The following is a 24,683-nucleotide window of genomic DNA, read 5'->3' as shown; positions in this document are numbered from 1 at the left end:
AGCCTCGAAGGATGCACGGCCGAGATACAGCAGCCGGGCTCGTCGCCCTTCGAGGCCTCCGCTTCGCTCCGGCACCTCAGGGTGACGGGATAGACATTGAGAACACCAGAACAAGAAGGAAACCACCCCATGCAGGACAACGACAACCTCACCATCGAACGCCCGAGCTTCGTCACCCATCTCGAATGCGCGATGGAGGGCGACCATTATCCCGCCGACCAGGTCCACAACCTCTCCAAGGCAGGCAAGCCGCTGCTGGTGCGCTACGACCTCGCGGGCGTGAGAAAGGCGCTGACCAAGGACGCGCTGGCGCAGCGGCCTGCCGACATGTGGCGCTACCGCGAGCTGTTGCCGGTGCGCAAATGCAAGGACATCGTCTCGCTCGGCGAGGTCACCACGCCGCTGATCCGGCTGCCCAAGCTCGGCGCCAAGCTCGGCGGCGGCGAGATTATCGTCAAGGACGAGGGGCGGCTGCCGACCGGCTCGTTCAAGGCGCGCGGCCTCGTGATGGCGGTGTCGATGGGCAAGGCGCTCGGCATCAAGCACATGGCGATGCCGACCAACGGCAATGCCGGCGCCGCGCTTGCGGCCTATGCGACCTCCTGCGGCATCAAGACCACAATCTTCTGCCCGGCCGATACGCCCGAGGTGAATGTCAGCGAGATCGAGCTGCAGGGCGCCACCGTCTACCGCGTCAACGGTTATATCGACGATTGCGGCAAGATCGTCGGCGAGGGCAAGGCAAAAGTCGGCTGGTTCGACACCTCGACCTTGAAGGAGCCGTACCGGATCGAAGGCAAGAAGACGATGGGGCTCGAGCTCGCCGAGCAGCTCGGCTGGGACGTGCCCGACGTGATCTTCTATCCGACCGGCGGGGGCACCGGCCTGATCGGGATGTGGAAGGCCTTCGACGAACTGGAGAAGATCGGCTTCATCGGCAGCAAGCGCCCGCGCATGGTCGCGGTGCAGGCCTCGGGCTGCGCGCCGATGGTGCGCGCGTACGAAGCCGGCACCGAGCATGCGACGCGCTGGGAGGACGCTCACACCATCGCGTCAGGCATTCGCGTGCCGCAGGCGATCGGCGACTTTCTCATTTTGCGCGCGGTGCGGCAGAGCAACGGTTTTGCCATTGCAGTCGACGACGACAAGATCTCGTCGGCGCTGAACGAGGTCGCGCGCGAGGAGGGGCTGTTGCTGTGCCCCGAAGGTGCCGCAACCTACGCCGCCTACAAGGACAGCCTCGCCGACGGCCGCGTCTCGAAGGGTGACCGCGTGATGCTGTTCAACTGCGCCACGGGCCTGAAATACCCGCTGCCGCCGGTCACCCGGACGCTCGATCGCCACAAGCCGATCGACTATTCGCAGTTCTAGCGCGTCATTTCGCCTCTTCACGAACGATCCCTCTTCCCGTACGCGGGAAGAGACAAAAGCAACAATGACACCGTTGGGAGAAGACAATGAAGGCCGCCTGGGCTGCGCTGATTGCTATTCTCGCTGTTGCAGGCGCCGCGCGCGCCGACGACTATCCCTCGCGTCCGATCACCATCATCGTGCCCTTCGCCGCCGGCGGTCCGTCGGATGCGATGGCACGGGTGCTTGCCGAGCGGATGCGCACGGCGCTCGGCCAGCCGCTGGTGATCGAGAACGTCACTGGCGCGGGCGGCTCGATTGGCGTCGGCCGTGCCCTGCATTCGGCCCCCGACGGCTACACGATCTCGTTCGGCCATCTCGGCACCCACGTCGCCAACGGCGCCGTCTACAAGCTCAATTACGACCTGGTTGCGGACCTGGAGCCGGTGGTGCTGCTGCCGAGCAATCCCATGATCGTCGTCAGCAAGAACGCGGTGCCCGCGACCTCGCTGAAGGAGCTGCTGGATTGGCTGAAGTCGCGGCCATCGCCGCCGACCGCCGGCACCGCCGGCGCGGGCTCGGGCAGCCACATCGCCGGGGTCTATTTCGAGAGCATCAGCGGCATCAAGCTGCAATACGTTCCGTATCGCGGCACCGCGCCCGCCCTGAACGATCTGATCGCCGGCCAGATCGACGTCATCGTCGACCAGACCTCGAACTCCATCAACCAGGTCCGCGCCGGCACCATTCGCGCTTACGCCATCACCGACGACAAGCGCCTGTCCTCGGCGCCCGACATCCCGACGGCGGCGGAGGCCGGCCTGAAGGGTTTCAACATGACGCTCTGGTCCGGCATGTGGGTGCCAAAGGGCACGCCGAAGGCGATCGTCGCCAAACTCAATGCCGCAGCCGTGGAAGCGCTGAACGATCCCGGCGTGAAGAAGCAGCTCGAAAGCCAGGGGCTGGAGATGACACCCCAGGATCAGCTCACGCCCGAAGCGCTTGGCGCGCGCCAGAAGGCGGAGATCGCGAAGTGGTGGCCGATGATCAAGGCGGCCAACATCAAGGTGGATTGAGGCGGCGCGGCGCTTGTGCGCCACGCCTTCCGACCTCGTCCTGAGGAGGCCGCAAAGCGGCCGTCTCGAAGGATGGCCACGGGGCAGCTGGGCCTTCATCCTTCGAGACGCCTGCTTCGCAGGCTCCTCAGGATGAGGGGATAGAGCGGATGTAAGCGGCTACTCCGTTCCCATAAATCCCACCGGCGTCGCCACGGCCGCCGCGTCCTTGGTCACGACGCGCTGGTCGCTCTTGCCGGCGATCATGCCGCTGCCCTCGAACCGGGCGCGGTAGACCAGCACGTTCTCGATCACGCGCTGGACGTAGTTGCGCGTCTCCGACAGCGGGATGCGCTCGACCCAGTCGACCGGATCGACCTTGGGATCCCTGGGGTCGCCGCGCGCCTGCACCCATTCGCGCACGCGGCCACGGCCGGCATTGTAGCCGGCGAAGGTCATGATCTGGTTGCCGCGGTATTCCGACATCAGTGCGCTGAGCTCGGCCGCGCCCATCTGCGTGTTGTAGACGGGATCGGAGACCATCTTGTCCCAATCATAGGTCAGGCCGAAGCGCTTTGCGGTGTCGCGGCCCGCTTCCGGCGTCACCTGCATCAACCCGACTGCATTGGCGGCCGATTTGTCGCGCTGGTCGAACGAGCTTTCGGTGCGTGCCACCGAATAGATCACGCTGGGGTCGATCGCGGGCGCGACCTGCTTATGTTCAGGAATACCGATGGTCGGGAACGCGTAGTGATCGAGCGCGAGCCCGCGCGCCAGTGCCGACTTGCCGACCTCCAGCATCACCCGCGCATCGTTGCGCCGGCCGGCGAGCTCGCCGAGCGCTTCGAGTGCCGCGACGTCGGTGCTCTCCTTGGCGAAATCCTCGGCGAAGTAAAACACCATGTCGCGCTCACCGACGCCGTAGAGCATGTCGGCGGCGCGCACACGCTCGTCCGCCGGGGGCGTGTCGATTGCTGCCAGCACGGGCGAGGGCGCGCGCAGCTCGATGCGGTCGAGACCGAGCCTGGCGCGGGCGAGTTGGCCGTAATAGGCAGTCGGATAGCGCGCCGCCGCCTGATAGCTCAGGCGCGCATCCGCGGTTGCGTTCATCGCCTCGGCCGCGCGGCCGCGCCAATAATGCGCGCGCGACAGCGCGATCGGGTTGGCCGAGCCTTCGTCGATCGCGGCGAAGTGCCTCATCGCCGCCTTGGGATCGTCGAGATAGCGCAGCGCGATCCAGCCGCACATGAAGTGATAGTCGACGCGATAGACCTCCATCGCGGGCACGGCCGCCGAGCGCACCAAATCGTAGGCGGTTTTGGACTTGCCCTGGTCGAGCAGCTTTCGCGCCAGCAGGCGGCGCTCGCGCCACCAGGCGTCGGTGTCTTGCGCCGCCATCGTATCGGGCGCGGCGGCCAGGATCACCTCGGCCGCGTCGTCGATGCGGTCATTCTGGAGATGCCATTGCGCGCGGCACAGCACATAGCCGAGGTCGCGCCGCGCCTCGGCCGAGACGTCCTCGAGGTAATCCTTGGCCTTGCTGGCCTTGCCGGTGACGGCGGCACAGGCCTTGACGATCGCGAGCGCATCTTCGCCGAGCCGCTTGGCCGCGCGCCGCGCGCCTGCGTAGTCCTTGGCGCCGAGGCGCTTGTCCATGCGGGCGCGATGATCCTCGGCGGTCAGGAGATCGTGAAACGTTTCGTAGGAATCTTCCTCGCTGCGTTCGGACAATTCGTCCGTGCGCCAGGCATCGCGCACCAGGCGCGCGGCCCTGTCGCTGTCGCCCTCGGTCATCAGCACGCGGGCAAGTGCGAACTTGCCCTTGGCGCTGGTCGGCCGGTCCATGGTGAATTTGTGCACGGTCGCCGCGTCGGCCTTCTCCTGCCACAGCCGCGCCTCGGCACGGCGGCGGAGCAGCGCGCTGCTCGGCCAGTCCGGATTGGCGGCGAGGAAGGCGGCGTAGCGCTTGAAATTCGCCGTGCTTTCGGAATGGCGCAGCATGAACCAGTCGGCGAGCTTCTGTCCGGCTGGGTCGGCAATGCGGTCGCGCGCCGCGCTTGCATCCTCGGTCTTGCCCTTCCGCGCGAGATCGATGGCATCCTTCAGCGCGGCGAGATCGCCGGTCAGGGGCGGGGCCGCCGGCTTGTCCCAGGGCGCGTCGTCCTGCTTCTTCGACTTGCGCTTGACCTCGGCATGCTTGCCGTGCCGCGCTTTGCCGGTGGAGGTGTGGCGCTGCTTGCCGGCTTTCGCCTCATGCGTCTTCTTCGGCGCTGACGATTTGTGACTGCTCTTCGCTGCCAGCTCGGTAGGGATGAAGGCCAAAGCGGCCACGGCAACGACGCACGCGAGCGAGCGTAGGCACTGGTTCATTCCGTGGTCCCCCTGCGAAACCAGTACAAACCAAAGTCCGCGACGAGATGCGGCTCGAGAATCAAAACGGCGTCAAAAACGGTGACACGACGTCGTTTCGCATCCTCAAGCTGTTCCAACAATGCGGCGAAATACGGATGGAGCGAGGGAACCTGTGCAACGGCGGGTCGAGCGGGTCTCTTAACCTTCATTAACGAACAAGGCTCGCGCGACGGTTGCGGGCGGCTCTCGGCGTCACACGGGGCGGATTGTGCGTATTCCCTCGGCCAAATAGCGTGTATTGGGTTCCATAGTAGTTCCTTCAGCCCCTTTTGCCGCACATCCCATGCCGCTCTTCAACCAGTCGATCCGGCGCAAGATCGTCGGCATCGCCCTCGGATTGATCGTCCTGATGCTGGTCACCTCGATCCTGTCGATGGTGATGTCGAGCCAGGTCGGCGTCCTGCTGGACGAGCTGACCAACCGTTACATCCCGGCGTACAGCCATCTCGCCCGCGCCAATATCCGCTCGCTGGAGCGGGCGCTGGCGCTGCGGCGCATGGTCATGACGAAGATGCAGTTGCCGTCGGACGAGGAGGGCTACGCGGCGCGGCTTCGCGATTTCGAGGCATTGGACCACAAGTTCGAGGAGGAGGCCGAGACCGCGCGCAAGCTCATCAACGCCATCATCGACGACCCCAGGACCTATTCCGACAACGCCGCACTGGCACGGCTCGACGTTCGTATCGAAAGCGCTGTCGCCGAGCTGCGGCGCAATCTGGACGAGGGCAATATGAAGCTGCTCAAGCAGATCGAGGCCAAGGACATGGCCGAGGCCCGCGGGACGCTCGAACAGCTCGATTCGCTGCGCGATGCGTTCAACCGGAAGGTCGACGCGATCCGCGGCGACATGCTGACGCAGGTCTTCTTCTCGACGTCGCAGGTGATCAGCCGACAATACCAGGCGATTATCGTGTCGGGAGTCGTGACCTTGCTGGCAGCGGTGCTCGGATTTGCCTTTGCGCTCCTGGTATCCAGCGGCATTACGCGCCCAGTGCGGCTGCTGCTCGCCGGCACGCGCGAGGTCGAGGCCGGCCGCTTCGACAAGACCATCACCGTCTCCACCCAGGACGAGATCGGCGAGCTGGCCGCAGCCTTCAACCGCATGACCGAGCAGCTCAGGCACAATGAGCGCGTCCGCGAGACATTCGGTCGCTACATCGATCCCAAGGTGGTGCAAGGGCTGATCGACCGGCCGGAGGTCGCGATCGATGGCGAACGCCGGGTGATGACCATCATGTTCTGCGACATGAGCGGCTTCACCGCGATGAGCGAGGGTATGACTCCGCGCGGGCTGGTCAGGGTGATGAACCACTATTTCACCGTCATGTCCGGTCCGATCAGGAGCAACCGCGGCATCATCGACAAATATATCGGCGATGCCATCATGTCCTATTGGGGCCCGCCCTTCATCGAGGAGGAGGAGCAGGCTCAGCTTGCCTGCTTCGCCGCGCTCGACATGGCCGAGCAGTTGCCGGCACTGCAGAAGCAGTTGCCTGACCTGCTCGGGATCCGCGCCATGCCCGCGCCCTGCGACCTGCGCATCGGCATCGCCACCGGCGAGGTCCTGACCGGCAGCATCGGCTCCGAGCTGATGATGAGCTTCACCGTGATGGGCGATGCCGTGAACCTCGCCTCGCGGCTGGAGGCCGTCAACAAGGCCTATGGCACCCGTATCCTGATCTCGCAGGCGACGGCGGATGCGACCGGCTCGCACTTCGAATTGCGCGAGGTCGATCGTCTTGCAGTCGCTGGCCAGAGCGCGGCGCAAACAATCTTCGAGGTGATGGGCCGGGCAGGCGCACTCACGGCCGCGCATGAGAGCCTGCGTTCGCACTACGCTGGAGGCCTCGCCGCCTATCGCTCCCGCCGTTTCGACGAGGCCCGCGCCGGCTTCAACGCGGCACTTGAAGCCGTCCCGGGCGACGGCCCCTCGCGCGCAATGCTTGCCCGTATTGCGCAATTCGAGGCCAATCCGCCGGGCGAGGGCTGGGACGGCGCCTGGCGGCTGGAGCAGAAATAGCCGCCGCCGCGGGAAAAATTGATTCTACTCGATAACGATGTTCGCCGTGACCTATTTCCCGGGCTTAGGTTTGGTGTCCTTGAGGCGTTTGACGGGGACACGCCGATGACAGAACTTGAGAACAGGCTCGAACGGTTCGAGACGCTCACCGCCGAATGCGAGCTGATCGCCAGGCTCGCCACCGATAGCACCAAGCGTGAGTTTTATCTGAAGCTCTCGGAGCAGTATCGCCAGCTGGCGGTGGACATGCGGCAGGCGATCGCGAGCAAAGCTGCGGCCTGACGCCGGCAATCCGTTCTTAACATTTGGCGCGCATCCTCAATGCAGATGCGGGGACGCTTGCTGTGCTTCTCCGCTGTGGGAATGCCGGGGCACGTTGCGGTGCAACGCGCCTCGCGAGATTGTTTCGTCGTGCCTTACAGGGCGATCCCATGCGCCTCCTTGCGGTCATCATATTTGGACTCATGACGGCAGCCTGCAACCAGGAGCAGGACATCACCGGCACGACCCCGGTCTGCGCGATACGGAACTACACCTCCTTCAATCCCCGCGACATGACCCAGTGCGTTGCCGCCTGCAAGGCGTGCGACCATGGCAACACGGTCACCTGCACCACGTCGTGCACGCTCAAGGGCGCCCATTGATCCGTTCCGCCTCCTGGTGACGGCCCAGGGCGCCTTGACGGTGTCGCAACGGTGTTTTGGCGCCGGAACGATTCACATGGATTAATCATTGGAGGGATGGCAGGACGCGGAGTCCTTTGGAATGGGTATGCTCGATCCCGGTCGGTTCCTGGTGTCATGCTCGCATTGCGCGGCCTGGCCGATGGCGGCCAATGTGAAACGTTCGAGCTGGTCGGCTTCGCCAAACGAGGTCCGCTTCGTGTGCCCGCGCTGCCGTCGCGAGGAGACTGCGATCATCTCCGCCTCCGGCGAGTTGACGCCGATCCGGCGCGTCGACGTCCCGCCGCGCGACGTCACCGCGGCCTGGGCTCAGGCTCAGCGTCCGAGGGGGCGGGCGTAGCCCGCCCGTTTAAGGAGAAGAGGGCGAGGCGCCTAGGTTAAGTCGCTGAGGTCCAGTCATGGCTATGACCGGACCCAGCGCCGCAAGGCGACCGCTGTCCAAACCGTCTCGACAAACCCGACGGCCAGGCGCCACGAAGCCGTCGCGGTTGCCCGTCGGGCAAAACATCTGACCATTTCTCGATACGCCCGTGTCAATCCACTCGGGCAAAATATTCCGCTTTACCGAAATTCGGTTTTGACGTATGTGTCGGTCATCCCGGCTCATCCTTGAGGGGCGATCTCGTTGTCGTCTTGATTGCGAGCCGGGCTTGCGGTGGACGCGGCAGCGTCGGCATGAGAGGTGCGGACAGGGCGGGTAGTCCCTGTGAGCCCGCAACCGCCTGCGGACGAGCGGCGCTGTGAAGTTCGTCTCGTCGGTATTTCGATGGCCACGTGCACAAGGCGGTCGAACCCTGCGGCGAAATGGCGAATGCGCGTACGGCAAAACCGTGTGGTCCTGGCCGTCGTTGCTACGGTCAAGTTTTCGCGGAGGTGTGTGCGAGCCCAACCGGGCGGACAGCATCATCCAAATTCGCGAGGCGAGGGAGGCCAGAAGGAAAGTTCGGCTCCCGGGAGAGCACGGCATAAGCCGTCCGACCATCGCGCAGGGAAGGCCGAGTGATTGGCACCACCTGTATGCTGCTGTGCGGTTTTCCTGCGTGTGCTTTTCGCGCAGCGGACCGCGGGTGCGAGGTCAGCACCCGGCCTTCCCTGCGCCCTCTTGGACAAGAGGGTGGAATGACCAAGCAAAGCTCGGGCGAAACGCGCCGCGAGGCTGCGAATCCGTGTCTGCAAGTTAGATACGAATGCGACGATGGATTTCACTCTCGTGCCCCGGACGCAGCGCAGCGCCCTTGCGGCGCGCTGCAGAGCCGGGGCCCATGTCGCGACATTGGACCGTGTCGTCATCTGGATCCCGGCTCTGCGCTGCAACGCTTCGCGCTGCAGCTTGTCCGGGACACGAGAGACGAAATTGTCCGCAAGTTCAGCGCAAGCTCGGCCTGCGGAATCTACGCGTGCCTCACCTCTGGTTCGCCACGCGCGCGCGGTCGAGATGCTCCTCGATCTTGGGACGGTCGCGGGTGCGCTCGAAACTGGTGCAGAGCAGTTCGGTTTCCTCCAGCGAAACCGGGGCGCGATACAGCCGGCACATGAATTCGGCCGTTGCGCGTCCCTTGCCGGTACCCGGCCCGCGTTCGGCGAGAAACATGCAGTCTCGGCAGATGCTGGCATCGAGCCGCTGATGTGCCGCGTCGAGGTGGTTGAGGATCTCGCGCAGCGAATCGCGCAGCCTGACGCACTCGTCTGGTCCGAGCGCCGTGACCGCGTTCAGCACGTGATTGATCGGATCGTGCTGGTTCAGGCACTTTTCGCCCTGCGCCGTGACGTGCAGCACGACAGAACGCTTGTCCTCGTGCGACGGCTTTCGCACCAGGAAAGACTTGCTCTCCAGCGTCTTCACGATCTGCGATGCGGTCGCCCTGGTGGCGCCGATGAAGCCGGCGAGCGCGGACGGCGTGCGTGAAAACCTGTTCGCCCGGCCGAGAAAGCGCAGCGCCATCCATTCCCGGTCGCGCAACCCATGCTGATTGCCTTCGAAATACCAAGCCCTCGCCGCCTGAACCAGCAGCTCGACGGCTTCTCTTGCCAATGGCATGAATTCCTACCTTGCCCCGGGAATCACGTTTGCGGCGCCCCGGAGCCGCCTTCCGTCGTTGCGCACCAGCCGTTTGCGAGAAGCCGTACTGACCGCAACGCCCGACATATGCACCGTGCTCTTCTCTGGCGTGAAGGCACGGCCTGCCCGGCGCCCGACCTGGACTGATGAGCACTGCAAGCTATGGCGCGGGAGGTGATGTTGCTGTTGGTATGCCATTCGCGGCGTCGTCGTACGGGAGCCCGAATAGCCGTCGCCAGCAGACGATGGATCGGAGTAGTTCAACCGAAGCCCCTAAGGTTCAAGTCATACGCAGACGTTTCTTATCTTCGACGAAACGATGAATGAGCTTCTCAACAAAATCAAGTAGAGACCCTCTCGGAGACTGGATGTCGTCGCAGGCGAATGTAACGTTCAAGACAATCTCGCGCTTCGGGGACACATGATGGTGAACGCAATGTCCCACCAGCAACATGCACGCGACTATGCGACAGTTTCATTGCACGGCACGTTGTTGGCCGTCGTTGATGCAAGTTGATCGAAGCTTGTGCATGACGACGATGTGCGTCGGCATGTCATCCACAACTTGTGCGTTCTGCCAAGGATTGTCCGAGGGAACTCACAGGAATTGCACGCGGCGGTTGTCCAGCCCCTATCGAGGGATCGCCGGTTCAGTCGCATTCGGCGCGGCTGCGCAATTTTCCTCACCCGAACGGTGGAGGCGATCACGGTGGAAACCGGAGAAGGGCGCGTATGCGCATGCGCTGGAAGCGTGGCGGCATGCGCAATCGCCTGTCGAAAACAAGGAGCCAGTGATCGCGGGGCGCCTCGCGCCCCGACTCATGCTGAGACTTGCTAGTCGCCCTTGAGCATGTCCCGCAACTCGCGGAACGGATCGGCGCTTGGCGGAGCCGAGGCGTCCTGCCGCATCGCGCCGTAGATCCTCGGGACCATGTCGACCGCCTGGTCCAGACCCGAATCACGTCCCGCCTGGTATCCACCCATCAGGCGAAGGTCGCGCGTGTCCTCGTATTTGGCGATCATGGCGCGCAGCTTGCTCACCAATTCGCGCTCTTCGGGGTCCCAGACATTATGGGCGAGGCGCGAGACCGAACCCAGAACGTCCACCGCCGGGTAACGCGCCTGGTCGGCGATGTGCCTGGAGAGCACGATGTGTCCATCGAGTGTGCTGCGGATGGTATCGGCGATCGGCTCGTTGTGATCGTCGCCGTCCACCAGCACGGAGAAAATCCCGGTGATCGTCCCGGACCCCTCCTCGCCGGGTCCGGCGCGCTCCAGAAGGCGCGGCAGATCGGTGAAGACGGTGGGTGCGTAGCCGCGCGCGACCGCGGGCTCACCGGCGGCGAGCGCCACTTCACGGGCGGCGTGGGCGAAGCGGGTGATCGAATCGACCATGAGCAGGACCGATTCGCCCCGGTCTCGGAAATATTCGGCGACCGCCATGGCCGTCTTCGGCGCCAGTCGCCGCATCATCGGGCTCTCGTCTCCCGTCGACACGATCGTGACAGCGCGGTGACGATCGGCGCCCAGCACGTCCTCGATGAACTCGCGCACCTCGCGGCCGCGCTCGCCCACCAGGGCCAGCACGACCGTGTCAAAACCCTGACTGCGGGCGAGCATCGCAAGCAGTGTCGATTTACCGACACCGGAGCCGGCAAAGATGCCGACGCGCTGGCCGGCACAGATCGGGGCGAACAGGTCGATGACGCGTACGCCGGTGCGCAGCGGCTTGTGGACCCGCGCGCGCTTCATGGCCGAAGGCGCCTCCGCCTCGGCCGAGACCGGACGCGATCCGGGGGTGAGAGGGCCCTGTCCGTCCAGCGGCGCCCCGAGCGCGTTGATGACGCGACCCTTCCAGCTTGGATCGGGCGCGAAGGACAGGGGGGGCATCCGGTAGGCGACCGAGCCGAGGCCGCCAGCGAACTGCCGGTCGAACGGCTTGGCGATGATGCCCTCGCTGTCGATCCGCACCACCTCGCCGATCTGGGGCCTGCCGCCGGAGTTGACGCCGATCAGTTCGCCGAGCCTGACGAAGCGCGACAGGCCGGAGACGCGGAAATGCGTCGAAGCGATCTCGGAGATCGCGCCGCTGACGCTTGCCAGGGGAGTGCTCTGCTGAAGCTCCAGCAGCGCCCACTCAAGTTGCCGAAGAGCGTTCAAGGAAACCGTCCAACTTCAATGCGCGCGGGGCGCAGTCTATTTGCTGGGTTCGCCCAGCGTCCGGATTGCGTTCTGGAGCGAGCTCTCGGTGCCTTCGATCATCGAATTGGTGCCGTCGAAGGCGCGCGAGGCCGCGATCAGCTTCGTCAATTCCATCATCGGATTGGCCCCGGAGCCCTCGACATAGCCCTGCTTGAAGCCGTCGCGGGAGAAGTCGGCGATGGCGGTCGCAGGCCGGTTGGGCGTGACGCCCGAATTGCCGTAGCGGTCGAGATTGGCGTCGGCGGGAATGTTGAACAGGCCGATAGTGCCGATCTCGTTGTTGTCCTGGGTGATCGCGCCGCTGCGCGCGATCGAGACCGGTCCGCCGTTCGGATCGAGGGTGATCTGCGCGCCGCCGGAATCGATGACGGGGAAGCCGGACACGGTCTGAAGGTCGCCGTTGGCGGCGATCTGGAGACGGCCGTCGCGCGTATAGACCGTGCCGTTCGGACCGGCGAATGCGATCCAGCCCTGTCCGACCACGGCGACGTCGAGCGGGTTGCCGCTCTCCGTGATGCTGCCCATCTCGCGCGAGATGATGTTGTCGCCGGGCGAGGAAAAAGCGACCGGGTTCGCGCCTGCCTTGGACAGCACGGTCTCGAACTTCACCACGTCGGTGCGGAACGCCGCCGTGTTGACGTTGGCGACGTTGTTGGCGATCGTCTGGAGGCGTTTTTCGAGGGCGACCTGCGCCGACAATCCTACATAGAGGGCCGATTGCATGACTTACCTGTTGAACTTGATGTTCTGAAGTGTCGTGAGCACGTTGGTGTCCATGCCGATCGACGGTGCGGCGCCGCCGATCAGGACCAGCGCCGGGTTGGTCGAGGCGTCGCTCTGGGCCTGGGTCGCATCCCACATCGCCGCGAAGCGCTGCACGAATTTGGTGACCTTGGCCGGATCCTGGAAATCGGTGAGCTTGATCTTGCTCGTGATCATCTTGGCTTGGGCATCGATATCAGCCGAACTGATCGTCGACGGCAGGCCGAGCGCCGTCTGGACCACTTGCGTCATCGCCTTGTCCGCGAGGATCTGGTAGGAATTGGTGATCGTGGAGGCCTTGCGCGTGAAATAGAGCGCCAGCCGGAGGCCCTCGTTCTGGTCGCCGGCCTTCTCTTCCATCGTCTGCGTGACGTATTGGGTCGCCGTGCCGGTCGTGGCCGCGGCGGTTTGGGTGGCCTTGTCGCCGAGTGCTGCGAAATTGAACGCGGCGGCGAATTGCCGGTAGCGGGTGTCGGTCAGCTTGTTGGCGAAGGTCTTGTTGTCGGCGATACCCTCGGTCAGCACCTTGCGCATGAACGCCTTGGCATAGGCCATGTCGCTGAGGCCATATGCCTTCATCGCGTAGGAATAGAGGCGATAGTCCTTCAGGAAGTCGTCGATGGACTTCACGTTGCCGATGTGGCTGAGGAAATAATCGGTGTCGCGGCTGACGTCCGGCTGCGTCGCGACCTGTGTCAGCGACTTGCCCATGTCCTTGGTCAGTCTGGTGTAGTCCGCGATGGTGGATAGCATGACCCGCGCCCCTCTGGCCGCTCTCGCGACGTCGTCCCAAGCTGCCGTGAATTGCTTGCGCGAGGCTGGCGAGGGGGAAGCCAGCCTCGCGCAAGGCTCGCCGACTAGATATTCCCGATGGGATCGGTGATGGAGCGGCGCGTTGGGCAGTTTCGTGGGGATCGTCATCACGGTAGCGGCACTGCTGGGCGGATTCGCCGCCATGGGCGGGCATCTGGGCGTGCTGATGCAGCCATGGGAGTTCGTGATCATCATGGGCACCGCGGCCGGCACCTTCATCATGGCCAATCCCTGGAAGACGGTCGCGGATACCGGGCTTGCCTGCGTGCAGGCAGTGACGGGGGCGGTGCCAGGTCAGCGCTACTATCTCGATCTGCTCGGCGCGCTGCACGCGCTGATGCGGGAGCTGCGGGGCAAGGGCCGCAACGAGGTCGAGGCGCATATCGACGATCCCGCGTCCTCCGAGATCTTCAAGGCGTTCCCGAGCGTGCTCGGAGATCCGTCGCTGCTGCAGTTCATCTGCGACTACGTCCGCCTCATCATCATGGGTAACGCGCGAACGCACGAGATCGAAGCGCTGATGGACGAGGAGATCCACACCATCGTGAAGAGCAAGCTGGCGCCCTACCACGCGCTGGTGGTGGTCTCGGAAGCTCTGCCTGCGCTCGGCATCGTCGCCGCGGTGCTCGGCGTCATCAAGGCCATGGGCGCGCTTGACCAGTCGCCGAAGCTGCTGGGCGGCTTCATCGGCGCCGCCCTCGTCGGCACTTTCGCCGGCATTTTCCTGTCCTACGGCATCATTTCGCCCTTCGCGATGAAGGTGAAGATGACGCGGGAGAAGCGTTGCCGGCCCTACATCATCGTCAAGCAGACGCTGCTGGCGTTCATGAACGGCGCCATGCCGCAGATCGCCGTCGAGCACGGCCGCAAGATGATCGCGAGCCCCGAGCGGCCCTCGATCGACGTCGTCGAGAACGAGACGATCGCGGGCCCCAAGGCGGTCGTGACCGAGGTTGAACCGAAGGCTGCGCGCGCATCATGATGGAAGCCCTCGACGTCGATCAGCGCAAGCCGCTGCCGAACTATCTGCTGGACGCCGCCGGCATCTCGATCGAACGCATGCCGATGCTCAATGTGATCTTCGATCGCATGGCAGCATCGTGCACGGACAGCCTGCAGCCGATGGCTGGAACGCCATGCTATTTCTCGGTCAACGGCATCACCAACGATCGTGTCGGCGACATCATCAAGGACTACGAGGCCAACGCGGTTGCGGCCGTGCTCTATGCCGAGCAGTGGGACTCCCGCATCATCATCATGCTCGACCGCGACTTCGTGTTCACGATGGTCGAGGCGATGTTCGGCTCCGATGGCGCCGAACCGCCGCTCGACGTCGAGCGCAGCTTCTCGAACATCGAGATCCGCCTGGTCCAGGCGCTATTCGAGCGGTTCGCCAAGGCGTTGCAATCCGCTTTCGCGGGCACCTCCAACGTCACCTTCCGCGTGGAGCGGGTCGAGACCGCCATGGCCTCGCTGGCGATCGGGCGGAGCGGCAACATGTCGATCTGCGCGAACATCATGCTGCAGGCGCTCTACCGCGGCGGTCAGATGTTCCTCATCATTCCGCACTCCGCGCTCAACCCGCTCAGGCAGAAGCTCGCGACCGTCGTCGTCAGCGACGGCCGCGCCGCCGATCCGCGCTGGCGCGAGCAGATGGAGACCGAGGTTCACCGCACCGAGGTGACGCTGAGCGCCGTGCTGGACGAGAAGATGATTTCGCTCGGCGACGTCGTGAAGTTCCAGGTCGGACAGGTGCTCGAGCTCGAAGCCACGCCGCGCACGCTGGCTCGACTCGAGAGCAACAACCAGGTGCTGTTCTGGTGTCAGATCGGCCAGCTTGATGGCTATTACGCCATGCAGGTGGCAGATCCCGTCGATCAGAAACGGGAGTTCGTCGATGATATCCTATCTCGTTGATGCCGTGCTGCTGATAGCGCTCGCCTTCACCAGCATGCGGGTGACCCGGATGCATCGCGAGCTGGCGCGGTTGCGCAGCTACCAGGGCGAGTTCTCGACCATCGTCCAGGAGACGGCGGGCGCGTTCGACACGGTCATCACCGCGGCGCATGATTCCACCGCAAATCTCGGGCGGCTCGCCAACGTGCTCAGCACGAAGATCGATCAGGCCCACGAGGCGATCGCGGCGCTCGATGCGAGGAGCGGGCTCGCATCCGCGGCGACCGCGGGCGGCGCCGACGTGAACAAGCATTGAAGTCGAAGCCGGCGGAATAAATACGATCGGAACGTCGCGGCGCTCCGTGAGCGGAAATACCAAGAGGCGATACCAGATGGCGCAATCCTTCGACTATGAGTCAGCATCGGCGTCCGACGACGGGCATACCGAGACATCTCCGCTGGAGCGGCTGGCGGAGATCGCCGCGCGCACTGCGGAGGAGACTGGCAAATTCGCCAATGTCGATGCCATCCTGCGCATTCCCGTGACCATGCAGGTGGTGCTGGGATCGGCGACCATTCCGGTGGCAAACCTGATGAAGCTCGGCCGCGGCGCGGTGGTTCCGCTCGACCACCGGGTCGGCGAACCCGTCGACGTCGTCGTCAACGGCCGCGTGGTCGCCCGCGGCGAGGTGGTCGTGGTCGAAGAAGACAATTCCCGCTTCGGCGTCTCACTCACCGAAATTGTCGGGCCGTTGGGACAGGGTGATACCTGACCATGGCGGCACAGGTCGGCATGGCCCCTATCAAGCAGCGAGGCGTCGCCACGCTGGGCGGAACGGAGAAGGTCGCGGCACTCCTGCTCGCCATGGGCCGGCAGGCGGCCGCGAGCGTGCTCGCGCAGTTCGAGCCGCAGGATATCCGCACCGTTACAAAAGCCGCGGCCGAGCTGCGGCCGATCACGGCGCAGGAACTCGAAGCGATCGTCGAGGAGTTCGCCCAGCAATTCTCGATGGGCGCCAATATTCTCGGCACCCTCGGTGGCCTGGAAGCGGTGCTCGGGGACGTACTTCCGGCAGACCAGGTCTCGGCCATCATGTCGGACCTGCTCGGCAATTCGAGCCGGTCCGTGTGGGACCGCGTCTCGTCGGTGTCGGAAAACTCGCTGGCAAGCTATCTCTCCAAGGAGCATCCGCAGACCGCGGCGCTGATCCTGTCCAAGGTCAAGCCGTCCTGCGCCGCCAAGGTCATGAGCCAGCTGCCGTCGAGCCTGCGCAACGAGCTGATGCGGCGCGTGCTCAGCCTCAAGCCGATCGTCGACGACGCCATGAGGGTCCTCGAGAAGACGCTGCATGAGGATTTGACGCTGAACTTCGCCCGCAACCTCGGCGCGGACACCTATGCCCGCGTCGCCGACATCATCAACAAGATGGAGCGCGGACATATCGAGGACATGCTGAAGAGCCTGTCGGAGAAGCGGCCGAAGTCGGCCGAAGTGCTGAAGGAGCTGCTCTTCACCTTCGACGACGTGACCAACCTGACGCCGAAGGCGCGCACCATGATCTTCGACCAGGTGCCGACCGATCGCATCGTCATCGCGCTGAAGGGCACCGACAAGCACTTCCGCGAGATGATCCTGTCCTCGGTCGCCTCGCGCGTCCGCCGGGTCGTCGAGCACGAACTCGCCATCGGCGAACCGTCGAACCAGCGCGACGTGCTGGAGGCGCGGCGCGTGATCACGGACCTCGCGCTCGACCTTGCGGAAAAGGGCGAAATCGAGCTCAACCCCGAGCAGGAGGATGAGCTGGTCTTTCGCTGACCGCTGAACGGGCATGGCAGAAACAACCGATCAGGAGAGCAAGACAGAAGAGCCGACCGAGAAGAAAGTCCGCGATGCGCTCGAACAGGGCAAAATCCCGGTCTCTCGGGAGGCTTCCATCTTCGCCTCGATGGCCGCGCTGATGGTGATCCAGGCGTTCCTGATCGGCCAGGGCGTGCAGCAATTGACGCCGATGCTGACGGGCTTCCTCGACGATCCCGACGGCTTCCCTCTCAGCACCGGGGCTGACGCCCAGAATCTCCTCATCGTGGTCGGTCTTCAGGGATTGCGGTTCCTGACGCCGCTGGTCGTCACGTTGGCGGCGTTCGGGCTCGCAGCCTCGCTGTTGCAAAATGCTCCCAGCCTGGTGCTCCAGCGCATCACGCCGGACCTTTCGAGAATCTCTCCGCTCAGTGGCTGGAGCCGGCTGTTTGGATCGCAGGGCCTCGTCGAGTTCGCCAAGTCGCTGTTCAAGCTCGCCGCGGTGACTATCGTCGTCGCGTTCGTGCTGCGCTCGTCGGAAGCGAAGGCGTTCGAGGCGATGTACACCGATCCGGTCGCCCTGCCGGAGATGATTCTCAGCATCGCCATGCGAATCGTCTCGGCGATCTGCATCGCGACCATCGTTCTGGTCGCGGTCGATCTGGCCTGGGCGCGCTTCCACTGGCGGCGCGAGCTGCGTATGACGCGGCAGGAGATCAAGGACGAGCACAAGCAGGCCGAAGGCGATCCGCTGATCAAGGCGCGCCTGCGCTCGCTGGCGCGCGACCGCTCGCGCCAGCGCATGATCGCCTCCGCATCGCGCGCGACGCTGGTGATCGCGAACCCGACGCACTTCGCGATCGCGCTGCGCTACAATCGCGAAGAAAATCCGGCGCCGATCGTCGTGGCGAAGGGCATGGACGTGATTGCGCTGAAGATCCGCGAAGTCGCCGAGCAGAACCGGATTCCGGTGATCGAGAACAAGGCGCTGGCGCGCGCGCTCTACGAGGCGGTTCAGGTCGACCAGGTGATTCCGGCGGAGTTCTTCCGGCCAGTCGCCGAGATCATCTACTTCCTGCAGTCCAAGCAGACGCCGCGGTCCGAGAAGGTCCAGTAGAATTCCGAGGACGGCGTCCCTTCCATCAGCCTGACGAAAGCTTGCGACCCTAAGGTTACACCGTCTGAACCAGAATGGTGCTGCCGTGGGACCGCTCTATCTCTTCGAACTCGCATCGTCGCAGGCGCGATACCTCGAGCTCCGCCAATCGACGATCGCCACCAACGTGGCCAACGCCAACACGCCGGGCTTCAAGGCGCGCGACGTCGAGCCCTTCAACAAGGTGCTCGACAACACGCCGGTGAGACTGGCGACCACGTCGCCGTCGCACCTGCAGCTCTCCCCGACCGAGAGCGACACGCGGGCGACCGCGAAGAAGGACAGCTGGGATGTGGTTCACTCCGGCAACTCCGTCAGTCTCGAGCAGGAAATGATCAAGGGTAGCGACGTCAGTCGCGATTACTCGATGAACTCGGCTATCGTGCGGTCTTTTCACCGCATGCTGCTGTCGAGCGCGAAGACCTGAGGTGAACTGACATGCTGGACTCATTGCAATCCTCGTTGACGGTCGCGAGCTCCGGGCTCGAAGCGCAGTCAACGCGCATGCGCATCGTCTCGGAGAACCTCGCCAACGCGACGTCGACGGGGCGCGTCGCCGGCGCCGATCCCTATCAACGCAAGACGATCACCTTCGATGCCGCGATGGACCGCGCGTCGGGCGCACAGCTGGCGAAGGTCAAGGAAATCGGGGTCGACACCACGCCGTACCGCGTGGAGTACGACCCGGGGCATCCCGCCGCCGACAAGGCCGGCTACGTCAAATTGCCGAACGTCAACATGATGATCGAGATGGCGGACATGCGGGAAGTCAACCGGTCCTATGAAGCCAATCTCCAGGTCGTGAAACAGGTGAGGTCGATGCTGGGCATGACCATCGACCTGCTGAGGAGCTGATAATGCTTGAAGCGATTTCATCTACAGCGATTTCGGCCGGGCAGGCGGCAAGCCGCGCGACCGAGACGCTGGCCATCTCGCCGGCGGCCACGCCCACGATCCAGTCCGGCGGCGACGTCGGATTCGAATCCGTCATGAAGCAGGTGACGACGGACGCGATCGGGACGCTGAAGGCGGGCGAGGCGGCTTCGATCTCGGCGATGCAGGGCAAGGAATCGACGCGGCGCGTCGTGGAGGCGCTGATGTCGGCCGAGCAGGCCTTGCAGACCGCGGTCGCAGTTCGCGACAAGGTCGTGCAGGCCTATCAAGAAGTCGTTCGGATGTCGATCTGATCAAGGAGTGACGCTGTGAAATCGCTTGCCATCGCGGCCACGGGCATGAACGCCCAGCAGACCAACATCGAAGTCATCGCGAACAATATCGCCAACATCAACTCGACCTCGTACAAGCGAGCGCGTGCCGAATTCACCGATCTGTTCTACCAGATGGACCGCATGCAGGGCGTCGCCAACACCAGCGGCTCGTCGCCGATCCCGGAAGGCGCCAATCTCGGCCTCGGCGTCAAGTCGGCGGCGATCCGCAAGCTGCACATCCAGGGCGCGCTCACCCAGACCGGCAATCCCTACGACATGGCGATCAACGGACGCGGCTGGTTTCAGGTGCTGGGCCCGAACAACGAGGTGCAATACACCCGCGCAGGTTCGTTCAATACCAATGCCAACGGCCAGCTCGTCACGATCGATGGCTACCTGCTGGACCCGGCCATCACGGTGCCGCAGGGGACAGTTCAGGTCACGGTCAACCAGACCGGACAGATGTTCGCCAAGCTGGACACCGAAGTGAACCCGCGGCAGATCGGCCAGCTCAATCTCGCCAATTTCGCCAACGAGGCCGGCCTCGAACCGCTGGGCAGCAATCTCTATCGCGAGACCACGGCGTCGGGCACGCCGGTCGTCGGGCTGCCCGGCGATTCCGGCTACGGCAAGATCAACCAGCAATATCTCGAAGCCTCGAACGTCGACCCGGTCAAGGAAATCACCGAGTTGATCTCTGCCCAGCGCGCCTACGAAATGAATGCCAAGGTCATCCAGGCCTCGGATGAAATGGCCCAGACGGTCTCGAAGGGCATGCGCTAGTTCCGGTGTATCCATGTTGAACAGGATGGGCTCGATCATGCGCGGGTTGGCCGCCGTGCTGCTGGTTCTCGTCTCGGCGCGTCTCGCCGCGGCCGAGGAGAAGCGGCTTCCCGTGCCGGCCGTTTCGATCCGCGCCGGTGAGCTGATCCGGGACGACATGATCACCGAGCGCGCCTTCGCGCCGAACGTGCTCGGCGTCGCCATGTTCATCGAAGGACGCCAGGTCCTGGTCGGCCGCATGGCGCGCCGCGCGCTGCTGCCCGGCCAGCCGATCCCGACCAACTCGGTGGAGGATCCCTGGACGGTCGCCCGCGGCGCGATGGTCAAGGTCGTGGTCGAAGACAGCGGCCTGTCGATCGTGACCTATGGCGCAGCGATGCAGTCGGGTGCGCCCGGCGCGCTGATCCCGATACGAAATACCGATACGGGCGTGATCATCAGGGGCGTCGTCCAGCCGGACGGCACCGTCAAGGTCTTGGACGGGTCATGACCAGAGTCCTGCTTGCGCTCGTCCTGCTCGTTTCCGCCGCCAGCGCCCAGGCCGCCGTCCGCATCAAGGACATCGCGGACATCAAGGGATTGCGCGAGAACCAGATCGTCGGCTACGGCCTCGTCATCGGCCTGAACGGCACCGGCGACACGCTCCGCAATGCGCCGTTCACGGAGCAGTCCCTGCAATCGATGCTCGAGAACATGGGCATCAATGTCAGGAACGAGACCACGAGCACCAACAATCCCCCGCGTCCGACGACGCTGCGCACGCGCAACGTCGCGGCCGTGATGGTGACCGCGGACCTGCAGCCCTCGATCGGTGCGGGCGAGCGCATGGACGTGGCCGTGTCGTCGCTCGGCGATGCGACCTCGCTGCTCGGCGGCACACTGGTGATGACGTCGCTGCGCGCGGCGGACGGCGCGGTCTATGCAGTGGCGCAAGGCGCGGTCACGGTCGCCGGCTACAGCGTCGGGGGCCAGGCCCAGAACGTCAGCCAGGGCACGCCGACCGCGGGCCGCATCCCGAACGGCGCGCTGGTCGAGCGCGAGGTGCAGGGTAGTCTCCATGAAATGGAGTACCTGGTGCTGGAGCTCAAGAACCCCGACTTCGTCACCGCAACACGAATCCTCGACGCCATCAATCGCTACGCGGGTGGACGCTACCGCGCCCAGATCGCCTTCGAGCGCGACTACCGCACCATCGTGCTGTCGAAGCCGCGCCACATCGGCCCGGTCCGCTTCCTCGCCGAAATCGGCGAGCTGACGGTCGAGCCGGACACGCCGGCGCGGGTCGTGATCAACGAACGTACCGGCACGGTGGTGATCGGACGCGACGTACGGATATCGACCGTTGCAGTGACGCACGGCAATCTGACGGTCCGCGTCACCGAGCTTCCCGTGGTGTCGCAACCGGCGCCCTTCTCGAAAGGGCAGACGGTGGTCGTGCCCCAGACCGCGGTCGAGGCCAACGAGGCCGGATCGCAGGTGGCGATCCTGAGCGGCGTCGATCTCCAGCGCTTGGTGCGCGGCCTGAACCAGATCGGCCTGAAACCATCCGGCATCATCGCGATCCTCCAGGCGATCAAGACGGCCGGCGCCCTCCAGGCGGATGTCATCGTGCAATGACGCGTAAGCGCCGTGCAAGCTTGGTCGCTCAATGCTCTCTCGACCGAGAATCGCACGCGGGCCGATGTTGAAGCTGGATCATAAAGCCAAACTCCTCCTCCTGGTCGCGGCCTCCGCGCTCGCGAGCGCTTCGCCCGTTCTGGCGCTGGATGAAGCCAAGCCGTCGAAGCCGCTCAACCTGCTGTCCTTCGCGCGCGCCCGCACGCCTGCCCCGCAGAAGCCGATCTCATCGATCCCGAGCGACAATGCGTCGATGCGGGCGACGGCGTGGGCAGCCGAAGATTCGGGACCAGTGACCACGGGTGCCGTGCCGGCCTCCGAGAAGCCCGCGCCGGCACCCACAGCCGCGCCGCGACCGGCCAAGCCCGGCAGCGTCACGGCGCCGCCGAAGCCGGTACCGCCCCAGGCCGCTGCAACCGCGGACAACGAAGTCGCCCTGTTCTGCAGCAATGTCGCCGACCCCGCCGTCGATGCAAGGTTGGCCTGGCAGCTCAAGGAGCTGGAGAAGGCCGAGATCCAGCTTCGCGAGCGGATCGCCGAGGTCGAGGCCAAGCGCGCGGAATATGAGAAGTGGATGGCGTTGCGCGACGACTTCCTGAAGAAGGCCGAAGCGAGCGTCGTTGAGATCTACTCGCGCATGAAGCCGGACGCCGCCGCAACCCAGATCGCCGGGATGGCGGACGAGACGGCCGCGGCCGTGCTCGCAAAGCTCAGCCCGAGGAGCTCAAGCGCAATCTTCAACGAGATGGAGACGGGGCGCGCGGCGCACCTCGCCGATCTGCTCGGCGGGATGCGTCGCGTGGATGACGGAAAGACCAAATAGATGAAGAATCTGATCCTCATCCTCTCGCTGTTATCGCTTGCCGGATGCGTCACTGATCCGGCCGAGGTCCTGACCGGCCCGCGATTGTCGCCGGTCGGGAGCGGCCTGAGGACGCAGGCCGATCCGATTCCCGTGACGCCTCGCATGCGCTCACCCGTCAGCTATCGCTCGACCTGGGACGACGGCACCGATCTCTACCGCGATCCGCGTGCCCGCCGCACCGGTGACGTCGTGACGGTGATCATCTCGATGCAGGACAAGGCCAAGCTCGACAATAAGACCGACCGCTCGCGCGATTCGCAGATCAAGTTCGGACTCGACTGGCTGATGGACGTCGCGGGATGGCAGGACAAGGGCTCGACGAGCGCCAACCTCAACACCAACACCCAGATCAAGGGCAACGGCCAGATCGACCGCACAGAGGATATCAAGCTGTCGATCGCGGCCGTCGTCACCGACGTGTTGCCGAACGGCAATATGATGATCAGCGGCTCGCAGGAATTCAAGGTCAACACGGAAATGCGCGTGCTCAACGTCGGCGGCATCGTGCGTCCACGCGATATCTCGCGAACCAACACGATCTCCTACGAGAAGATCGCCGAGGCGCGCGTGGCCTATGGCGGTCGCGGAAATCTGTCTGACGTGCAGCAGCCCGGATGGGGACATCGGATCTATGACGCCGTGGCACCGTTCTGAGATGCGCGACCGTCGGGCCGCGTCACGAGGGCAGGGGACGTCATGCGCCTGATTGCGGCCATCGTGGTGCTGACCCTGGTCGCGATCGGCGCGGGCGCGCTTGCCGGCCTGCATCTGTTTGCGGCCGCCGAGCGCGTTGCCGATGCGAAGAAAACCGCCACGCCGCCGCCTCTTGCCTCCAGCTACGCCGGCAGCGCGCGGCTCAGGAAGCTGTCCCCGATCGTGACCAATCTTGGCGCGCCGGCCAACAACTGGGCCCGCATCGAAGCCTCCATGGTGACCGACAGCATGAGCGACGAGGATGCCGGCATCCTGGCGGCCCATATCAGCGAGGACATCGTCACCTATCTGCGGTCGGCGACGGTGGCGCAGTTCGAGGGATCGCGCGGGCTTCAGCACCTGCGCGACGACCTGACCGAACGCGCCAATATCCGCTCCTCGGGCAAGATCCGCGAATTGATCATTGAGACGTTGGTGATTCAGTGAAACTGAGAGTCCTGCTGCTTGCGTTGCTCCTGGTCGTGCTGCCCGAAGTGGCACTGGCCCAGATTCCGGACCTCAATTCGCTGCTGCCGCCGGGCAACGGCTCGACCAGTGGCCGGCTCATCCAGTTGATGGCGGTGATCACGGTGCTGTCGGTGGCGCCGGGACTGCTCATCATGGTAACGAGCTTCACGCGATTTGCGGTGGCGCTGTCGTTCCTGCGGGCCGGTCTCGGCCTCCAGACCACGCCGGCCAATCTGGTGCTGATCAGCCTTGCGCTGTTCATGACCTTCTACGTGATGGCGCCGACCTTCGACCGCGCCTGGGAAACCGGCATCCAGCCGCTGATGAAGAACGAGATCTCGGAGGAAGAGGCCTATCTGAAGATCACCGATCCGTTCCGCGAATTCATGCTGGCCCATGTTCGCGACAAGGATCTGCAGACCTTCGAATCGCTCGCCGCGGAGAGCTTCCGCAGGAAGTTCGACGACAAGCGCGTCGACATGCGCGTCATCATTCCGGCCTTCATGATTTCCGAGCTCAGACGTTCGTTCGAGATCGGATTTCTCATCATCCTGCCGTTCCTCGTCATCGACATGATCGTGGCGACGCTGACAATGTCGATGGGCATGATGATGATGCCGCCAACGATCCTCGCACTGCCGTTCAAGATGCTGTTCTTCGTGCTGATCGACGGCTGGAACCTGCTCGCCTCAGGGCTGGTGCGGTCGTTCTCGTGACGGCAACGAGCGCCAGCCGGATGGCTATGGTTAGCGAGAAGTACCGGCCTATGGTTAGCAGTAGGTAATGTTAACCATCTGATTTTACTGCGTAATTCAAGCCGATCTTAATCTGTGCGCAAGCTTC

General features: G+C 64.4%; 27 protein-coding genes. 22 read left to right on the top strand and 5 right to left on the bottom strand.

From position 1 onward, the window contains the following. Nucleotides 1-129: 129 nt before the first annotated feature. Together AC0L2F_RS06510 and AC0L2F_RS06505 are read left to right on the top strand one after the other, a co-directional pair. Complete coding sequence (locus AC0L2F_RS06510; RefSeq protein ID WP_473247874.1) at nt 130-1,371, top strand: threonine synthase; 1,242 nt, start codon at nt 130-132, stop codon at nt 1,369-1,371. A gap of 86 nt (nt 1,372-1,457) precedes the next feature. Further along, nucleotides 1,458-2,426 (top strand): tripartite tricarboxylate transporter substrate binding protein BugD, encoded by a 969-nt coding sequence (locus AC0L2F_RS06505; RefSeq protein WP_063996207.1) that lies wholly within the window; start codon nt 1,458-1,460, stop codon nt 2,424-2,426. 159 nt (nt 2,427-2,585) lie between these two features. Here the strand turns inward: AC0L2F_RS06505 and AC0L2F_RS06500 are convergent, their stop codons facing one another. Then, nucleotides 2,586-4,775 (bottom strand): lytic transglycosylase domain-containing protein, encoded by a 2,190-nt coding sequence (locus tag AC0L2F_RS06500; RefSeq protein ID WP_473247873.1) that lies wholly within the window; start codon nt 4,773-4,775, stop codon nt 2,586-2,588. A gap of 325 nt (nt 4,776-5,100) precedes the next feature. Between AC0L2F_RS06500 and AC0L2F_RS06495 the strand changes: the two genes are divergently transcribed. The 4 genes from AC0L2F_RS06495 to AC0L2F_RS06480 all read left to right on the top strand — a co-directional run bounded on the left by AC0L2F_RS06495 (nt 5,101) and on the right by AC0L2F_RS06480 (nt 7,860). Further along, a complete protein-coding gene (locus tag AC0L2F_RS06495; protein WP_473247872.1) occupies nt 5,101-6,837 on the top strand; it encodes an adenylate/guanylate cyclase domain-containing protein in 1,737 nt (578 codons plus the stop codon). Between the two features lie 105 nt (nt 6,838-6,942). Further along, nucleotides 6,943-7,119, top strand: a complete 177-nt coding sequence (locus AC0L2F_RS06490; RefSeq protein ID WP_007590638.1) for a hypothetical protein — start codon at nt 6,943-6,945, stop codon at nt 7,117-7,119. Nucleotides 7,120-7,268: 149 nt separating this feature from the next. After that, the gene (locus AC0L2F_RS06485; RefSeq protein ID WP_063996211.1) at nt 7,269-7,481 is read left to right on the top strand and encodes a hypothetical protein; all 213 of its coding nucleotides are present in this window, start codon (nt 7,269-7,271) and stop codon (nt 7,479-7,481) included. Between the two features lie 121 nt (nt 7,482-7,602). Then, nucleotides 7,603-7,860: a hypothetical protein gene (locus tag AC0L2F_RS06480; protein WP_007610742.1), complete on the top strand. Its 258-nt coding sequence runs from the start codon at nt 7,603-7,605 to the stop codon at nt 7,858-7,860. Between the two features lie 1,062 nt (nt 7,861-8,922). Here AC0L2F_RS06480 and AC0L2F_RS06475 read toward each other — a convergent pair. From AC0L2F_RS06475 to AC0L2F_RS06460, 4 genes are all read right to left on the bottom strand, one after another. Then, nucleotides 8,923-9,558 carry a MarR family winged helix-turn-helix transcriptional regulator gene (locus AC0L2F_RS06475; protein WP_007613976.1) on the bottom strand — a complete coding sequence of 212 codons (636 nt, stop codon included), beginning with the start codon at nt 9,556-9,558 and terminating at the stop codon, nt 8,923-8,925. An 855-nt stretch (nt 9,559-10,413) separates the two neighbouring features. Then, a complete protein-coding gene (gene fliI / locus AC0L2F_RS06470) occupies nt 10,414-11,739 on the bottom strand; it encodes a flagellar protein export ATPase FliI (RefSeq protein ID WP_063995053.1) in 1,326 nt (441 codons plus the stop codon). A gap of 36 nt (nt 11,740-11,775) precedes the next feature. Continuing rightward, complete coding sequence (gene flgF, locus AC0L2F_RS06465; RefSeq protein ID WP_473247871.1) at nt 11,776-12,504, bottom strand: flagellar basal-body rod protein FlgF; 729 nt, start codon at nt 12,502-12,504, stop codon at nt 11,776-11,778. A gap of 3 nt (nt 12,505-12,507) precedes the next feature. Continuing rightward, a complete protein-coding gene (locus AC0L2F_RS06460) occupies nt 12,508-13,296 on the bottom strand; it encodes a DUF1217 domain-containing protein (RefSeq protein WP_473247870.1) in 789 nt (262 codons plus the stop codon). Nucleotides 13,297-13,438: 142 nt separating this feature from the next. On the opposite strand from AC0L2F_RS06460, the gene motA reads away from it, so the two are divergent. From motA to fliP, 16 genes are all read left to right on the top strand, one after another. Next, nucleotides 13,439-14,338: a flagellar motor stator protein MotA gene (motA, locus tag AC0L2F_RS06455; protein WP_007613972.1), complete on the top strand. Its 900-nt coding sequence runs from the start codon at nt 13,439-13,441 to the stop codon at nt 14,336-14,338. Beyond that, nucleotides 14,335-15,273, top strand: coding sequence for a flagellar motor switch protein FliM (locus AC0L2F_RS06450; RefSeq protein WP_007613971.1), 939 nt, complete (start codon nt 14,335-14,337; stop codon nt 15,271-15,273). The genes motA and AC0L2F_RS06450 overlap by 4 nt, the downstream gene beginning before the upstream one ends. Then, on the top strand, nt 15,254-15,568 hold the full coding sequence (locus AC0L2F_RS06445; RefSeq protein WP_018453958.1) for a hypothetical protein: 315 nt from the start codon (nt 15,254-15,256) through the stop codon (nt 15,566-15,568). Before AC0L2F_RS06450 ends, AC0L2F_RS06445 begins: the two co-directional genes overlap by 20 nt. A gap of 76 nt (nt 15,569-15,644) precedes the next feature. Next, nucleotides 15,645-16,025 (top strand): flagellar motor switch protein FliN, encoded by a 381-nt coding sequence (gene fliN / locus AC0L2F_RS06440; protein ID WP_007613969.1) that lies wholly within the window; start codon nt 15,645-15,647, stop codon nt 16,023-16,025. A gap of 2 nt (nt 16,026-16,027) precedes the next feature. Next, nucleotides 16,028-17,068, top strand: coding sequence for a flagellar motor switch protein FliG (locus tag AC0L2F_RS06435; RefSeq protein ID WP_027570476.1), 1,041 nt, complete (start codon nt 16,028-16,030; stop codon nt 17,066-17,068). A 13-nt stretch (nt 17,069-17,081) separates the two neighbouring features. Beyond that, a complete protein-coding gene (gene flhB, locus AC0L2F_RS06430; RefSeq protein ID WP_007613967.1) occupies nt 17,082-18,167 on the top strand; it encodes a flagellar biosynthesis protein FlhB in 1,086 nt (361 codons plus the stop codon). A gap of 85 nt (nt 18,168-18,252) precedes the next feature. After that, the gene (gene flgB / locus AC0L2F_RS06425; protein ID WP_007613964.1) at nt 18,253-18,633 is read left to right on the top strand and encodes a flagellar basal body rod protein FlgB; all 381 of its coding nucleotides are present in this window, start codon (nt 18,253-18,255) and stop codon (nt 18,631-18,633) included. Between the two features lie 11 nt (nt 18,634-18,644). After that, complete coding sequence (gene flgC / locus AC0L2F_RS06420; protein ID WP_063995056.1) at nt 18,645-19,061, top strand: flagellar basal body rod protein FlgC; 417 nt, start codon at nt 18,645-18,647, stop codon at nt 19,059-19,061. A gap of 2 nt (nt 19,062-19,063) precedes the next feature. Beyond that, nucleotides 19,064-19,393 carry a flagellar hook-basal body complex protein FliE gene (gene fliE / locus AC0L2F_RS06415; RefSeq protein WP_063995057.1) on the top strand — a complete coding sequence of 110 codons (330 nt, stop codon included), beginning with the start codon at nt 19,064-19,066 and terminating at the stop codon, nt 19,391-19,393. 15 nt (nt 19,394-19,408) lie between these two features. Then, on the top strand, nt 19,409-20,197 hold the full coding sequence (flgG, locus tag AC0L2F_RS06410; RefSeq protein WP_007613959.1) for a flagellar basal-body rod protein FlgG: 789 nt from the start codon (nt 19,409-19,411) through the stop codon (nt 20,195-20,197). A 13-nt stretch (nt 20,198-20,210) separates the two neighbouring features. Further along, a complete protein-coding gene (gene flgA, locus AC0L2F_RS06405; protein WP_083843280.1) occupies nt 20,211-20,687 on the top strand; it encodes a flagellar basal body P-ring formation chaperone FlgA in 477 nt (158 codons plus the stop codon). Then, a complete protein-coding gene (flgI, locus tag AC0L2F_RS06400; protein WP_473247869.1) occupies nt 20,684-21,814 on the top strand; it encodes a flagellar basal body P-ring protein FlgI in 1,131 nt (376 codons plus the stop codon). Before flgA ends, flgI begins: the two co-directional genes overlap by 4 nt. Nucleotides 21,815-21,878: 64 nt before the next feature. Continuing rightward, nucleotides 21,879-22,637, top strand: a complete 759-nt coding sequence (locus tag AC0L2F_RS06395) for a MotE family protein (RefSeq protein WP_007613951.1) — start codon at nt 21,879-21,881, stop codon at nt 22,635-22,637. After that, nucleotides 22,638-23,333 carry a flagellar basal body L-ring protein FlgH gene (gene flgH / locus AC0L2F_RS06390; protein WP_007613950.1) on the top strand — a complete coding sequence of 232 codons (696 nt, stop codon included), beginning with the start codon at nt 22,638-22,640 and terminating at the stop codon, nt 23,331-23,333. It begins immediately after the preceding gene. A 42-nt stretch (nt 23,334-23,375) separates the two neighbouring features. Further along, nucleotides 23,376-23,819 carry a flagellar basal body-associated FliL family protein gene (locus tag AC0L2F_RS06385; protein WP_007613949.1) on the top strand — a complete coding sequence of 148 codons (444 nt, stop codon included), beginning with the start codon at nt 23,376-23,378 and terminating at the stop codon, nt 23,817-23,819. After that, on the top strand, nt 23,816-24,556 hold the full coding sequence (gene fliP, locus AC0L2F_RS06380; RefSeq protein WP_473247868.1) for a flagellar type III secretion system pore protein FliP: 741 nt from the start codon (nt 23,816-23,818) through the stop codon (nt 24,554-24,556). The genes AC0L2F_RS06385 and fliP overlap by 4 nt, the downstream gene beginning before the upstream one ends. The last annotated feature ends 127 nt before the right edge of the window (nt 24,557-24,683 follow it).

This window comes from Bradyrhizobium sp. Ken64 (assembly GCF_055807555.1).
This window is presented reverse-complemented; position numbering and strand designations above follow the sequence as displayed.